Genomic DNA, 15,108 nt, shown 5'->3' with positions numbered 1-15,108 from the left:
CTTGGTGGATGTTTCCGCATCATTGCAGCAAATACAAGACGTTTTAAATAAGTTGTCTGCAGCGTTAGGGCTCCTGTTTATTTTTACTATCATTGCAGCCATTTTGGTGTTGATTGCTGCTATTGCAGCTACACAAGATGAGCGTTATCGAAATGCTGCTTTATTAAAAGCCATGGGGGCATCCAAAAAACAGTTGGCGCAAATAGCTCGTCTCGAATTATTGCTAATTGGTTTTGTAGCGGGCTTATTAGGTGGCTTGGCGGCAGGCGGAGCGGCATGGGCGCTGGGCCGATATGTAATGGAAATTGAATTTAATGCCTTTGCCCAGTCCATCCTGGTCGGAATTAGTTTTGGCGTAGTGTCTTCATGGCTTGCAGGCTATCGTTTTCAAAAACGAATACAGGCTGCTACTGCGATCGAATGTCTGCGTGAAGCTTAGAGTGCTTAGGAGAGCTTTACCAAATGCTTGGGTAGTTCAACCAACCTTGTGCCGGCCATACGATCCGGTAAGCCTTGACGTTCTGTAACTGGGCGACGATCAAAAAAAGTACTCAGAGGCCAAATAAAGAGTGCAACAGAAAATAACATTTCAATGATTTGCCATTTTTCTAAGTGAAACAGCCACTGCAATATGACGCAGGGTACTAGCCAAAGTGAGCCAAAAATATAGCGCCATAATGCTTGTCGACGCGTTAAATTGAATCCATTTATACCGATCATACGCACTCGCCAAGTTTGCATGGCAAGTGTCTGACCAGACTTGGTCCAATACCACACAAAGTAGATGCCTAATACGGTGTAGAGATAGAGAAAAGTGAGCCAACTCGGAAGTGAGGCACCAAACAAAATTCCTAAAGCAAGATTAGGCAGTAAAAAAGTAAATGCAATCACGCCTAGTAAGACTAATTGCTCATATAAACCACATGACACACGTCGCCAAAATTTGGGTGAAGGTAATGCGGCTAATTCTGCAGGTGTCATTACGTTTAAAACGTTATTGAGTATCAGAGTTTGATGAGTCGGACTCAGGGGCTGTGATGGGTGTGATTACTGTTGTTATTGCTCTTGGCTTTGGAGCTGGCGGTGCAGGGGTTGTATCTTGCTTGATGGTGTGTTGTTGTAATGTGGGGGCATTAATTGCCTTAGGCTTTTTCTTTGCCTCCATTTCAGCAAGCTTTTTCTTTTGCTCATCGCTCAGTTTTTGATAGGCACTCCAAGCTTCGACTTTTTTCTCTGCAGGGAACTTTAAGCTTGCCAAGTAATTTTCACGTGCAATACGACGATCTTTGAGGGAGAGTTTTGACCAGCTAGCCATCCGAGACTGAAGCCGTTCTTGATCCTGGGTGCTCATCTTGGGATAGATGTTGGCAACATAAATCCATTTCTTACGAATATCGGGGGACATGTAATTCCAGTCCTCTTCTAGGGGCGCAAGAATTTTTTGCTGGGAATCATTTAAGCCTTCCCATGTCCCATCAGGAGCTCTATGGGTTAGAAAGGTAGGTTTGCTTTGTGTAGTGCCGCTAGTTGATTGGGCGTGACTAGATGTGCTTAAAGAAAAAACCCAAATCAACGAAAAGATGAAAGCAAAGACTAATCGTTGTTTAAACAATATAAACATTGTTTAAGTTTATTTGTTATTGTGTATTTCAGAAGTATTGTCTTGCGCGTCTGAAAGTGGACCATTTTTCAAGAAGGCCAAAAATCCGCTATCAGCATAAGCATCCGGTGGCACATCGTCAGTGAGTAAGGCAGCGTCTACTTCAGCTATGTCGGTAATGCGCGAATCGTTTTGCCATTGAGCAATGCCAATAAGGCCAAATACGAGTACTACTAACGGAGCAGCCCAGCCAACGGTATCCCATATCCCTTTGGAGTTGGAAGAGAGGTGGCCGGTATTGCCCGCAAAAACCGCTTTTTTGGCAAAGACTTTCTCCGCTTTACGGGCGGAGATGGCTTTCATACGCGCTGCATGGAGACGATCCTTGATGTCGGTAGGCAAGTTCCGCGCACCTTGAGATAGCAAGGCGGCGCTTGCGCGGCCAAATTGGTCGACTTGGGTCTGGTTGAGGGCTTCATCAAGGTGTTTCACAGGGTAATTCCTTTTAATTTCAATGCTTTAGCTAAGGTTTGGGTTGCTCGAGAGCAATGGGTTTTGACGCTACCTTCGCTGCAACTCATCGCTTGGGCAGTTTCAGTAATGCTTAGCTCATCCCAATAACGCATTAGGAAGGCTTCTCGTTGACGTACAGGTAATTTTGCTATTTCTGACTCTAAAGCCTGTAAAACCTGACTTTGCTCGAGTTTTCTTGCCCCATCTTGGTGAATTTCACTGTCATCAGGGGCTGAAAGGGACTCTAGGGGGTCAAAATCCTCATTTTCATCGGCTTTTTTGCCCATATTTGAAAAAAGGGTAACCCAGGCATTACGTACCTTTTGGCGTCGAAACCAATCATGTACGCGATTTTGCAAGATGCGAGTGAATAGAAGTGGCAGTTCTGCAACAGGCCGATCACCATACTTTTCAGCCAATTTGATCATGGCATCCTGAACAATATCCAAAGCAGCATCATCATCGCGAACGGCGTAGACCGCTTGCTTAAAGGCGCGCTGCTCTACACCACTCAAAAAGTCAGATAGTTCTTGGGCTGAAGCCATGCAAACGAATACACCTAAATCGGTAAGAATTGGTTCATTTTAGGGGATTGCTATAGAATATAAGGCTTACTACCTAGATTCTCATTTACGAAGTGGTTTTTCCGGTAGCAGCGCCGTTCGAACTCGGGCCATAAGCAAGGGATAGAACAGACCAAACAATTTTTTGCCGAAAATTGCAAAGGACGAAAGAAAATGAATACAAGCAGCGCCGAATTTTTAGCGACTAAAGCTAATAAAGATTCCAATACAACTCCCGTAGCAGCGCCCCCAGAAATGATTGGTGCTGAAATGCTAGTGCATGCACTGCACAAAGAAGGTGTTGAATACGTATGGGGTTACCCAGGCGGTTCAGTGCTTTTTATCTACGACGAGATTTTTAAACAAGATAAGTTTGAACATATCCTAGTTCGCCATGAACAAGCAGCAGTACATGCTGCAGATGGTTATGCGCGTGCAACCGGTAAGGTGGGCGTCGCATTGGTGACTTCGGGCCCAGGCGTAACTAACGCAGTTACTGGTATTGCTACTGCTTACACTGATTCGATCCCTATGGTGATCATCAGCGGTAACGTGCCAACTTATGCCATTGGCGAAGATGCTTTCCAAGAAGCAGATACGGTTGGCATCACCCGTCCAGTGGTAAAGCACAACTTCTTGGTAAAAGACGTTAAAGATTTACCCATGGTGCTCAAGAAAGCATTCCATATTGCGCAGACAGGGCGACCAGGTCCAGTATTGATTGATATTCCGAAGGATGTCTCTGCAGCGAAGGGGCCATTTGTCTATCCAGAAAGCTTGGAGATGCGCTCCTATAACCCTGTGATTAAGGGCCATAGTGGCCAGATTCGCAAAGCGATAGCCTTATTGCAAGAAGCAGAACGCCCATACATCTATACCGGTGGCGGCATTATTTTGGCTGACGCCGCGCCTGAACTCAAAGAGTTTGCCGATCTCTTGGGTTACCCAGTGACCAATACCTTGATGGGTCTTGGCGGGTTCCCTGGCACTAGCCCACAGTTCTTGGGTATGTTGGGCATGCATGGTACCTACGAAGCTAATATGGCGATGCAACACAGCGATGTATTGATTGCTATTGGCGCACGTTTTGATGATCGCGTAATTGGTAATACCGCACACTTTGCTACTCATCCTCGCAAGATTATTCATATCGATATTGATCCGTCTGTGATTTCTAAGCGTGTGAAAGTCGATGTACCGATTGTGGGTAATCTCAAAGAGGTCTTGATTGAAATGACCGCGCAATTGAAGGCAGCTGGTCCACGCAAGAATGGCGACAAGGTTGCTGCTTGGTGGGATCAGATTAACGAGTGGCGCAAAAAAGATTGCTTGAAGTATGACGAAGCATCACAAATAGTGAAGCCACAATACGTGGTGCAAAAATTGTGGGAGCTCACTGGCGGTGACGCCTTTATCTGCTCTGATGTTGGCCAACATCAAATGTGGGCTGCGCAGTTCTACAAGTTTGATAAACCACGCCGCTGGATTAATTCTGGTGGTCTTGGCACCATGGGTGTGGGCTTGCCCTACGCCATGGGCATCAAGAAGGCCTTTCCGGAGAAGGATGTGTTCACTATTACTGGTGAGGGCTCCATTCAGATGTGTATCCAAGAGTTGTCTACTTGCAAGCAATACGACACTCCGGTAAAGATCGTGTCATTGAATAACCGTTACCTTGGTATGGTGCGTCAGTGGCAAGAGCTTACTTATAACAAGCGTTACTCTAGCTCTTATATGGATTCATTGCCAGATTTTGTGAAATTGGCGGAAGCTTATGGTCACGTTGGCATGCGCATCGAAAAGAAATCTGATGTTGAGGGTGCATTAAAAGAGGCGATCCGTCTCAAAGATCGTACGGTATTTATGGATTTCCAAACTGACCCAGAAGAAAACGTTTGGCCTATGGTTCAAGCGGGCAAGGGAATTACCGAAATGCTTTTGGGTAGCGAGGATCTGTAATGCGACACATTATTTCTGTATTGATCGAAAACGAACCAGGAGCATTGTCCCGCGTAGTAGGTTTATTCTCTGCGCGTGGTTACAACATTGACACCTTAAGTGTTGCGCCAACAGAGGATCCATCGCTTTCTCGCATGACGATTGTGACTTTTGGATCGGATGATGTGATCGAGCAAATTACCAAGCACTTAAATCGCTTAGTTGAAGTGGTGAAAGTGTTTGATTTAAGCGAAGGTCCACATATTGAGCGCGAGCTCATGATGATTAAGGTGCGTGCCGTCGGCAAAGAGCGTGAAGAGCTTAAAAGAACTACCGATATCTTCCGTGGCCGCATTATTGATGTCACCGATAAGAGCTACACCATTGAATTGACCGGCGATGGCGCAAAGTTAGACGCCTTTATTGATTCTATTGACCGCGCATCCATTCTGGAAACAGTTCGCTCTGGCGGCTCTGGTATTGGGCGCGGCGAGCGCATCTTGAAGGTTTAATTTTTTTACTGATTTATTACTCTAATAACAACGATATTTTCAACACAAGGAAAGAGCATGAAAGTTTTTTACGATAAAGACGCAGATTTGTCCCTCATTAAGGGCAAGAAAGTCACCATTATTGGTTACGGTTCACAGGGCCATGCCCACGCACTGAATTTGAAAGATTCTGGTGTGAACGTGACTGTAGGTTTGCGTAAAAACGGTGCCTCATGGAATAAAGCAGCGAATGCTGGATTGGCAGTGAAAGAAGTTGCTGAAGCAGTAAAAGATGCAGATGTCGTCATGATGTTGTTGCCTGATGAGCAAATCGCCGATGTCTATAACAAGGAAGTACATCCTAATATCAAACAGGGCGCAGCATTGGCTTTTGCACACGGCTTTAATGTGCATTACGGCCAAGTGCAACCGCGCGCTGATCTCGATGTGATCATGATTGCTCCAAAAGCACCTGGCCACACTGTTCGCGGCACATACTCTCAGGGTGGTGGCGTTCCTCATTTGATCGCTGTTTACCAAGACAAATCTGGTTCTGCGCGTGATGTTGCTCTGTCATATGCAACTGCCAACGGCGGTGGACGCGCCGGCATCATCGAAACTAACTTCCGCGAAGAAACTGAAACCGACTTGTTCGGCGAGCAGGCTGTTCTCTGTGGTGGCGCTGTAGAGTTGATCAAAGCAGGTTTTGAGACTTTGGTTGAAGCAGGTTATGCCCCAGAAATGGCGTACTTTGAGTGCTTGCATGAGCTCAAGTTGATTGTGGACTTGATCTACGAAGGTGGTATTGCCAATATGAACTACTCCATCTCTAACAATGCAGAATATGGTGAGTATGTAACTGGCCCACGTGTTGTGACAGAGGCGACTAAAAATGCAATGCGTCAGTGCTTGAAAGATATTCAGACTGGTGAGTATGCGAAGAGCTTCATCCTCGAAAACAAGGCAGGCGCTCCAACATTGATTTCACGTCGTCGTTTGAATGCAGAACATGACATCGAAGTGGTTGGTGCTAAATTGCGTGCCATGATGCCTTGGATTGCGAAGAACAAATTAGTTGATCAAACTAAGAACTAATTTGCTAATTCTGTTTAAGCACATAAAGGCATAGAAAAATATGATGTATCCACACCCCATTATTGCGAAAGAAGGTTGGCCTTATTTGGCTCTAGTGGGGGTTGTGACTTTGATAGTCCAGCATTTTGGCGGGATTGTTTGGTCTTGGCCTCTGTGGATCATTTTCATTTTTGTTTTGCAATTTTTTCGTGATCCACAACGCATACCAGCTTTAGGGCGAGATCTGGTTTTGTCGCCAGCTGATGGACGCATTGTGGTTGTGGAAACCACTAACGATCCGTATGCTGATCGTCAGGCTCTTAAAATTAGCGTTTTCATGAATGTGTTTAATGTGCATTCCAATCGTAGCGCGGTGAATGGTTTAGTGAAAGAAGTTCAGTATTTCCCTGGCAAATTTGTGAACGCAGATTTGGATAAGGCTTCCACTGAAAATGAACGCAACGCAGTGGTGATTGATGCCAATGGTCAAATCGTGACCTTGGTGCAGGTTGCAGGTTTAATTGCTCGTCGTATTCTTTGCTATATCCATGTGGGCGACCGCTTAAAGGCTGGCGAGCGCTATGGTTTTATTCGCTTTGGTTCTCGTGTAGACGTCTATTTACCACTCACAGCTGAGCCATTAGTGGCAGTTGGTGATAAAGTATTTGCAACTAACACAGCATTGGCCCGTGTGCCAGGCTTGGACTGATCCCATCTTCTTCGAGGATTTCCTTTGACCACATTTCGCCGTCGCGGTCGCATTGATCGTAGTCGCCTGAGCAGTAAACGCCATGAATCTGCGCGCACAACCGAGGAAGAATGGGTTGATGCATTAGGTGATGGTGTGGACTATGAAGTTGAAGAGCTTCATCCGCCTAAACCGCGTCTGCGCAGCAAAGGCATCTATCTTTTACCGAATGCATTTACTACTGCAGCCTTATTCAGTGGTTTCTTTGCCATCGTCAATGCTATGAATGGCCAGTTTCAAATGGCTGCCATCGCTATTTTTGCTTCATTGGTCTTGGATGGCATGGATGGGCGTGTTGCTCGCATGACCAATACTCAGAGTGCCTTTGGTGAACAATACGATTCTTTGGCTGACATGGTCTCTTTTGGCGTTGCTCCCGCATTAGTCGCATATGAGTGGGCCTTAAAAGATCTCGGCAAGTGGGGCTGGCTTGCTGCCTTTACCTATTGCGCCGGAGCTGCACTGAGATTGGCGCGGTTTAATGTCAACACTGGAGTGGTGGATAAGAAGTTTTTTCAAGGTTTGCCTAGCCCAGCGGCAGGGTCGCTTGTAGCCGGTTTTATCTGGTTGGCTGACGATAATCAGATTCCCGTAAGAGATACGGCCATTCCTTGGGTGATGTTTTTGATTGCTGTTTATGCGGGCTTAACTATGGTTTCTAATGCCCGTTTTTATAGTGGCAAAGCCTTGGATGTCCGTTACCGCGTTCCTTTTGGGGTGATGGTTTTGCTGATCCTGACCTTTGTTTTGATCTCATCAAACCCGCCGTTAACCCTTTTTGGCCTATTTGTGGTGTACTCAATTTCGGGGTATGTCATCTGGGTTTGGGAGCGACTGCAACACAAACGTTTAAGCTAACCCATCATTTTTAGGGTATATTTAGTCCATGTTGATGAATTTGTCATTATTAACCAGCCTTCTTCTGCTAGCACTAAGCCTTAAGCTTGGGGCGGGTAAGGCCTGAGTTGATGAGATAGACATAATCCATTAACCACCGATACCAGCCCCAGCAATTTGCTGGGGTTTTTGTTTTGTAGTGAAGATTAGTTGAGTAGTAAATAAAGCAACACGTTTAATAAGTAATCCAAACCGGAGAGTAGTGATGAGCGACAAAGTAATCATTTTTGACACCACCTTGCGAGATGGTGAACAATCCCCTGGCGCATCAATGACCAAGGACGAGAAGGTGCGTATTGCTCGTCAACTTGAGCGTTTGAAGGTGGATGTGATTGAAGCGGGCTTTGCGGCAAGCTCAGAAGGTGACTTTCAGGCGATTTCTGCTGTCGCTGCCGCAGTGAAAGACTCGATTGTTTGTTCATTGGCCCGTGCGAATGACAAGGACATTACTCGTGCAGCCGATGCTCTTCAGGCGGCAAACGCCAAACGCATTCATGCCTTCTTGGCAACTAGTCCATTGCATATGGCGGTGAAGTTGCGCATGGCGCCAGAGGAGGTTTTAGAGCAGGCTAGGCGCTCCATTCGATTTGCCCGTAATTTGGCTGCCGATATTGAGTTTTCAGCTGAGGACGGTTATCGCTCAGAAATGGATTTCTTATGCAGAGTAGTGGAGGCCGTCATTAATGAGGGCGCATCCACAATTAATATTCCTGACACGGTTGGCTATGCAACTCCAGAGTTATACGGCGAGTTCATAAAGACATTGCGCACACGTGTGCCCAATTCTGATAAAGCCATCTGGTCTGTTCATTGCCACAATGACTTGGGAATGGCAGTGGCCAATTCCTTGGCAGGAGTCAAAATTGGTGGTGCCCGCCAGATCGAATGCACCATTAATGGTTTGGGTGAGCGAGCTGGTAACACCGCATTGGAAGAAATTGTGATGTCTTTGCGGACGCGTAAAGATTACTTTGATATGGTATGCGGCATCGATGCTAGCCAAATCGTTCCAGCATCCAAGTTGGTCTCACAAATTACCGGCTTTGTGGTGCAACCCAATAAGGCCGTGGTTGGAGCAAATGCATTTGCTCATGCTTCTGGAATCCATCAAGACGGAATTTTGAAGAATCGTGAAACCTATGAAATTATGCGCGCCGAAGATGTGGGCTGGACAACCAACAAAATTGTTTTGGGTAAGCTCTCCGGTCGCAATGCATTTAAGCAGCGCTTACAGGAGTTGGGGATCTCGGTAGAAGCCGAGGCTGACTTGAATGAAGCCTTTATGCGATTTAAAGCGTTGGCAGATCAAAAGGCAGAAATTTTTGATGAAGACATCATTGCCATCATGTCTGATTCTGCAGCAGCAGAGGAGGGCGAGCATTATCAGTTCATTTCTTTGAGCCAACACTCTGAAACAGGTGAGCGCCCTAAATCACGCGTGACATTTCGGATGGGCAATCAAGAAGTGAGCTCTGAGTCAGAGGGTAATGGACCTGTGGATGCCAGCTTGAATGCGATCGAAGAAATTGCTAAGAGTGGTGCAGAGCAATTGCTGTATTCAGTCAATGCTATTACCTCTGGAACTCAATCGCAAGGCGAGGTGACGGTACGCTTGTCTAAGGGTGGGCGCATTGTTAATGGTGTTGGTACTGATCCTGACATCATTGCGGCTTCTGCCAAGGCGTATTTATCTGCTTTGAATAAATTGCATGATCCAAGCCAGGCAAAACTCAATGCACAAATGACTCCATAACCACTCATTAGATGATGTGATTGATTGATGAGTGTGAAGCTTTGAATGGAGCAAGTAATGCAGGCAAAGAATAGAGCTGTATATTTTGGTTTAGATATTCCATTTTTGGATCATCTGGGTGTAGTGCCAGAATTTGCTGAAGCGGGAAAGGTAAGAATTAGCTACACCGTGAGACCTGAGCATGCGAATAGTTTTCATGTTGCTCATGGTGGAGTCATCATGACGCTATTAGATTTTGCAATGGGTGCTGCAGCGCGCACTGCCACCAATCATCCACTTGGTGCCATTACGATTGATATGACTACCAGCTTTTTGCGTCCAAGTTTAGGCAAAATTACCGTTGAGGGGACTTTGCTCAAGGCCGGGAAATCGATTAATTACTGCGAGGCTGTCGCCACCAATGAAGCTGGAGAGGTGACCGCCAAGGCCAGCGGTACATTTGTATTGCGAAGGTAAATATTCCCCAAAATCACTTAAATTCATAATGATATTTATAATAATTATGCCCAATAAGTGATTATTAATAATATATATGTTATTGATAAATATAGAATTATCATTTACATAACCATTATCAAGTAAATGATTTGTATTTCGATATAATAGGTATAAGAAATAGATTATTAAAAAATATTTCTAATAACCTCATATTGGAGAAATTGGTAGATGTCCTCTTATAAAGAACTATTAGCCCAACGCGAACAGCTAGATAAGCAAATTAAAGAAGCCATTGCTCGTGAAAAGGCTGATGGCATTGCTAAAGCAAAGTTGATTATTGAGCAGTACAACCTAGTTGCATCGGACCTATTTAGTCGCAAAACGACTGGAAAAAGTGCTGGTGGCAAGGTGGCTCCTAAATACCGCAATCCCTCGACTGGAGAAACTTGGACAGGGCGTGGCAAGGCGCCAAAGTGGATTGATGGTAAAGATCGCAGTAACTATCTGATCTAAAACATTTTTTTATGAATAAAGGCCGCATTTGCGGCCTTTATTCATTAGAAGCACTTTCTAGAGAGTGCCTCTAGAAAAAGAGGTTCTAAAAGTGAATGCCGATTGGCGTGTGGAAGGCTATCACTAGGGTCTGGATTGGTGGCTGGGTAACCAATAATGAGAGGATTGAGCTCAATGAGGCCATTTTCAAGTTCTTCTTTGATGGTATCGGTTAATTGGGGTCTAGCTCCATGATTCTCATCCGCCAGGGTTACAACTCCTGGATGGAGCCTAATAAAACCTTCATCAACTAGTATAGGTATACGCTGTGTGTCCTTGTTTTTACTTAAATAATGGATCAGGTGTACTTGCTCAACTGGCGGAATCAAGGCATCTAAAAAGATCAGGTCTGGGGCTATGGAAACGGCTTTCATCAGCCCTTCAAGGCTATCTACTGCTACCGCCATTTCAACCTTCAGTTGCCAGTCAGAAATCGAGCTTAGTAATGCTTCGCTATTTTCAGACCTTCTAAAAATCCCCAGGGCAATACAGTGTTGAGAGGTTTTTTGCCGCATTGCGCGTTTTCTGCGCTGTAATTGCTGTTCAAGAGAGCTGGCTAATATCCGACGGTGTCCGCCACGGGTTTTCCATGCGATTAATTCGCCTAATTCAACCATTTTTTGCACTGTCCCCAAAGATACCTGTAATACTTTGGCGCTCTGGCGGGTACTCAAATATTCCAATTCTGGCGTAATTGCTTTCATATTCCCTTTTAATCTTATTAATTCATTTGAAGATTTAGAGAATAAAAATCAAATCTATTTCTATCTGTCCGTAAATCTTGAAAGCCGGGTAGGAAAATTCTTATTCATATTCATTTATAGGGAAATACCCCAAAAACGCAATAAATCAGGGAAAGCCCTTTATATACATGTGGTCACTCGTGTTAAATTACTGCAGTAGTACCAGTATTTGCACAGAGCAATTCGTGAAACGGTACAGCCGTGTAACGGATGGTTATAACCACAGTTTTTATTCGGGAAACCCGATGAAAGGTGAGCATCATGATGCAGGATCAAAGAGATAAATCCTATCTCTTCGGCGGAAACGCCCCTTATGTAGAGGAACTCTACGAATCTTACTTGCACGATCCCAGCTCCGTAGAGGACCACTGGCGTGATTATTTCGATAACGTGAAACAAGTCCCAGCGGTGGATGGTTCGTCTCGAACCGATATTGCACACGGACCAATTGTGGCCTCATTTGCTGAGCGCGCCAAACAGGGTCCGATTCGCACGATCTCTGATTCTGCGGATTCAGAGATGGGGCGTAAACGCGTTGCTGTTCAGCAATTAATTGCGGCGTACCGTAACGTTGGCAATCGCTGGGCAAACTTAGATCCGTTGAAGCGCTCGGAACGCCAGGATATTCCTGAGCTTGATCCAGCGTTCTATGGATTTACCGATGGCGATATGGATATCGTCTTCAATACGAGCAATACCTTCTTCGGTAAAAACGAAATGACTCTGCGTGATTTGTTGCAGGCATTGCGTGAAACTTACTGCGGCACGATCGGCGCCGAGTTTATGTTTATTGCCGATCAAAAGATTAAAAAGTGGTGGCAAGAGAAGTTGGAATCGATTCGCTCAACTCCACAATTCAATGTAGATCAAAAGCGTCAGATATTAGATCGCTTAACTGCTGCTGAGGGCTTGGAGCGCTATCTCCAGGCTAAATATGTTGGTCAAAAACGTTTCTCACTTGAAGGTGGGGAGAGTTTTATTGCCTGTATGGACGAGTTAATTCGTGATGCAGGCGAGCGAGGCGTGCAAGAAATTGTGATAGGTATGGCTCACCGTGGTCGCTTAAATGTGCTGGTCAATACCTTGGGCAAGATGCCTAAGGATTTGTTTGCTGAATTTGAGCACAAGGGTCCAGAAACATTGCCGGCAGGTGACGTGAAGTATCACCAAGGTTTCTCTAGTGATATTTCTACCCCAGGCGGTCCAGTCCACTTATCGCTTGCATTTAATCCCTCACACTTGGAAATTGTGAACCCAGTAGTGGAGGGTTCTGCCCGTGCTCGTATGGAGCGTCGTGGCGATATGCTCGGTGAGCAAGTAATGCCTGTACTAGTGCACGGTGATGCTGCGATTGCAGGTCAGGGCGTGATGCAAGAAACATTAGCTATGTCAGAGGTGCGTGGTTATTCGACTGGTGGCACGGTTCACATTGTGATCAATAACCAAATTGGTTTCACTACCTCGGATCCTCGTGACTTGCGTTCTAGCTTGTACTGTACTGACATCATGAAGGTAGTTGACGCTCCAGTACTACACGTCAACGGCGATGATCCTGAAGCAGTAGTGCTTGCAACTAAGTTGGCGGTTGAATTCCGCACCAAGTTCCATAAAGATGTTGCAATTGACATCATCTGCTTCCGTAAACTGGGTCACAACGAGCAAGATACGCCTGCAATGACGCAGCCCTTGATGTACAAAATCATCGGCGCGCATCCTGGCACACGTAAGTTGTATGCAGACCGCCTAGAGACTCAAGGCGTTTTACCAGCTGGTACCGGTGATTTAATGGTGAAAGAGTACCGTGCTGCAATGGACGAAGGTAAGCAAACTTCAGATCCTGTCTTGAGTAACTTCAAAGGCAAGTTTGCAGTCGATTGGTCACCATTTCTGAATAAGAAATGGACTGATGAAGCGGATACCTCGATTCCATTGACTGAGTGGAAACGTTTGGCTGAAAAGATTTCTACCATCCCAGAAGGTTTTAAAGCGCATCCATTGGTAGCGAAGGTTTATAACGACCGCGCGGCTATGGGTCGTGGTGAAACCAACATTGACTGGGGTATGGGCGAGCACATGGCTTTTGCATCACTGGTGGCCAGTGGTTATCCAATCCGTTTATCGGGCGAGGATAGCGGTCGCGGCACCTTTACTCACCGTCATGCGGTATTGCATGAGCAAAACCGTGAGAAGTGGGATACCGGTACTTATATCGCGCTTCAGCATGTCACGAAAGATCAGGCTCCATTTGTAGTGATTGACTCGATTCTTTCTGAAGAGGCAGTATTAGGTTTTGAGTATGGTTATGCTGCAGCAGAGCCAAATACTCTCACCATTTGGGAAGCGCAATTTGGTGACTTTGCGAACGGTGCACAAGTGGTAATTGACCAGTTCATCGCTTCAGGTGAAGTGAAGTGGGGTCGTGCAAATGGTTTGGTCATGATGTTGCCGCACGGCTATGAAGGTCAAGGTCCCGAGCATTCCTCTGCACGTCTTGAGCGCTTTATGCAGTTGTGTGCGGATACCAATATGCAGGTGATTCAGCCAACGACCGCCTCGCAGATCTTCCACGTATTACGTCGTCAAATGATTCGCCAGTTCCGTAAACCTTTAGTATTGTTTACACCAAAATCATTGCTGCGTAACAAGGATGCCGGATCTCCTTTATCTGAATTTACAAAAGGTGGATTCCAGACAGTGATTGGCGAGCGTGATGAGTCGATCGATGCCAAAAAAGTCACTCGAATGATCATGTGTTCGGGTAAGGTTTATTACGACTTAGTCAAACAGCGTGCTGAGAAGAAGGCGGAAGATGTGGCGATTATCCGTTTGGAACAGTTGTATCCGTTCCCACACAAAGCGCTAACCGCTGAATTGAAGAAATATCCGAAATTGGAAGAGATCGTTTGGTGTCAAGATGAGCCACAAAACCAAGGTGCTTGGTTCTTTGTACAACATAACATCTTGGAAAACATGTCCGATGGCATGAAGTTGGGTTATGCAGGACGTCCTGCATCTGCTTCGCCTGCTTGCGGATACGCACATTTACACCAAGAGCAGCAGAAGTCTCTTCTCAATGCGGCATTTGCCAAATTAAAAGGTTACGTGATCACGAAATAATCGTCTTCATTACTCAACATACATACTTATATAAACAGGATTAATCATGGCTATTTTTGAAGTTAAAGTTCCACAACTCTCTGAATCAGTTGCTGAAGCAACATTGTTGCAATGGAAAAAGAAAGTCGGCGACGCTGTTGGTCAAGACGAAATTTTGATCGAAATCGAAACCGATAAAGTGGTGCTTGAAGTGCCTGCACCATCCGCTGGTGTTTTGACAGAAATCGTTGTTGCTGATGGTGGCACTGTTGTTGCTGAGCAATTGATTGCCAAAATCGACAGCACTGCTGTTGCAGCCGCAGCACCAGCTGCTGCTGCTCCGGCTCCTGCGCCTGCTGCAGCACCAGCGGCCGCGCCTGCAAAAGCGGCTGCTCCTGCAAAATCATCAAGCGCCGCTGCACCATCTGCAGCAAAGATCTTGGCTGAGAAAAATATTGATGCTGGGCAGGTTGCTGGCACTGGTCGTGATGGTCGTATCACCAAGGGCGATGCCTTGAATGCCTCTGCTGGTGGAGCAAAATCTGCTGCATTGCCAAGCGCACCTATTCCAACTGGTGATCGTCCAGAAGAGCGTGTGCCTATGAGTCGTTTGCGTGCTCGTATTGCAGAGCGTTTGCTCGAGTCTCAAGCTAATAACGCCATTTTGACCACATTCAATGAAGTCAATATGGGTCCAGTGAT

General features: G+C 45.8%; 16 protein-coding genes. 11 read left to right on the top strand and 5 right to left on the bottom strand.

The genetic code is table 11. The features are described from left to right. Window positions 1-439 (top strand): FtsX-like permease family protein (locus KIH43_RS07745; protein ID WP_297719465.1); only part of this gene is annotated, 439 nt, incomplete at its 5' end. A gap of 5 nt (window positions 440-444) precedes the next feature. On the opposite strand, the gene KIH43_RS07740 is transcribed toward KIH43_RS07745, so the two are convergent. From KIH43_RS07740 to KIH43_RS07725, 4 genes are read right to left on the bottom strand one after another with little or no spacing between them, the layout of a single operon-like run. Next, window positions 445-981 carry an RDD family protein gene (locus KIH43_RS07740; RefSeq protein ID WP_296969028.1) on the bottom strand — a complete coding sequence of 179 codons (537 nt, stop codon included), beginning with the start codon at window positions 979-981 and terminating at the stop codon, window positions 445-447. A 13-nt stretch (window positions 982-994) separates the two neighbouring features. Next, entirely contained in the window at window positions 995-1,621 is a 627-nt protein-coding gene (locus KIH43_RS07735) for a DUF3106 domain-containing protein (RefSeq protein WP_297719462.1), read from the bottom strand. 9 nt (window positions 1,622-1,630) lie between these two features. Continuing rightward, complete coding sequence (locus tag KIH43_RS07730; RefSeq protein ID WP_297719459.1) at window positions 1,631-2,092, bottom strand: DUF3619 family protein; 462 nt, start codon at window positions 2,090-2,092, stop codon at window positions 1,631-1,633. Beyond that, window positions 2,089-2,658, bottom strand: coding sequence for an RNA polymerase sigma factor (locus tag KIH43_RS07725; protein WP_297719456.1), 570 nt, complete (start codon window positions 2,656-2,658; stop codon window positions 2,089-2,091). The genes KIH43_RS07730 and KIH43_RS07725 overlap by 4 nt, the downstream gene beginning before the upstream one ends. Before the next feature lie 192 nt (window positions 2,659-2,850). Here KIH43_RS07725 and KIH43_RS07720 point away from each other — a divergent pair, with 192 nt between their 5' ends. From KIH43_RS07720 to KIH43_RS07685, 8 genes are all read left to right on the top strand, one after another. Continuing rightward, window positions 2,851-4,635, top strand: a complete 1,785-nt coding sequence (locus KIH43_RS07720) for an acetolactate synthase 3 catalytic subunit (protein WP_296969021.1) — start codon at window positions 2,851-2,853, stop codon at window positions 4,633-4,635. After that, the gene (ilvN, locus tag KIH43_RS07715; RefSeq protein WP_011902903.1) at window positions 4,635-5,126 is read left to right on the top strand and encodes an acetolactate synthase small subunit; all 492 of its coding nucleotides are present in this window, start codon (window positions 4,635-4,637) and stop codon (window positions 5,124-5,126) included. The genes KIH43_RS07720 and ilvN overlap by 1 nt, the downstream gene beginning before the upstream one ends. 57 nt (window positions 5,127-5,183) lie before the next feature. Beyond that, window positions 5,184-6,200: a ketol-acid reductoisomerase gene (ilvC, locus tag KIH43_RS07710; protein ID WP_296969019.1), complete on the top strand. Its 1,017-nt coding sequence runs from the start codon at window positions 5,184-5,186 to the stop codon at window positions 6,198-6,200. Between the two features lie 40 nt (window positions 6,201-6,240). Beyond that, the gene (locus KIH43_RS07705; protein WP_296969017.1) at window positions 6,241-6,888 is read left to right on the top strand and encodes a phosphatidylserine decarboxylase; all 648 of its coding nucleotides are present in this window, start codon (window positions 6,241-6,243) and stop codon (window positions 6,886-6,888) included. A gap of 24 nt (window positions 6,889-6,912) precedes the next feature. Next, complete coding sequence (pssA, locus tag KIH43_RS07700) at window positions 6,913-7,785, top strand: CDP-diacylglycerol--serine O-phosphatidyltransferase (RefSeq protein ID WP_297719451.1); 873 nt, start codon at window positions 6,913-6,915, stop codon at window positions 7,783-7,785. A 244-nt stretch (window positions 7,786-8,029) separates the two neighbouring features. Beyond that, entirely contained in the window at window positions 8,030-9,577 is a 1,548-nt protein-coding gene (locus KIH43_RS07695) for a 2-isopropylmalate synthase (protein ID WP_297719449.1), read from the top strand. 57 nt (window positions 9,578-9,634) lie between these two features. Then, window positions 9,635-10,033 carry a PaaI family thioesterase gene (locus KIH43_RS07690; protein ID WP_296969011.1) on the top strand — a complete coding sequence of 133 codons (399 nt, stop codon included), beginning with the start codon at window positions 9,635-9,637 and terminating at the stop codon, window positions 10,031-10,033. 210 nt (window positions 10,034-10,243) lie between these two features. After that, window positions 10,244-10,528, top strand: coding sequence for an H-NS histone family protein (locus tag KIH43_RS07685; protein WP_296969009.1), 285 nt, complete (start codon window positions 10,244-10,246; stop codon window positions 10,526-10,528). 44 nt (window positions 10,529-10,572) lie between these two features. Here the strand turns inward: KIH43_RS07685 and KIH43_RS07680 are convergent, their stop codons facing one another. Then, a complete protein-coding gene (locus tag KIH43_RS07680) occupies window positions 10,573-11,271 on the bottom strand; it encodes an excisionase family DNA-binding protein (RefSeq protein WP_297719445.1) in 699 nt (232 codons plus the stop codon). Between the two features lie 300 nt (window positions 11,272-11,571). On the opposite strand from KIH43_RS07680, the gene KIH43_RS07675 reads away from it, so the two are divergent. Both KIH43_RS07675 and KIH43_RS07670 read left to right on the top strand, forming a co-directional pair. After that, complete coding sequence (locus KIH43_RS07675) at window positions 11,572-14,427, top strand: 2-oxoglutarate dehydrogenase E1 component (protein WP_297719443.1); 2,856 nt, start codon at window positions 11,572-11,574, stop codon at window positions 14,425-14,427. Between the two features lie 46 nt (window positions 14,428-14,473). Then, window positions 14,474-15,108: biotin/lipoyl-containing protein (locus KIH43_RS07670; protein WP_297719440.1), on the top strand; the 635-nt coding region annotated here is incomplete at its 3' end.

It is taken from the genome of Polynucleobacter sp. (assembly GCF_018500155.2).
GTDB lineage: Bacteria > Pseudomonadota > Gammaproteobacteria > Burkholderiales > Burkholderiaceae > Polynucleobacter.
This window is presented reverse-complemented; position numbering and strand designations above follow the sequence as displayed.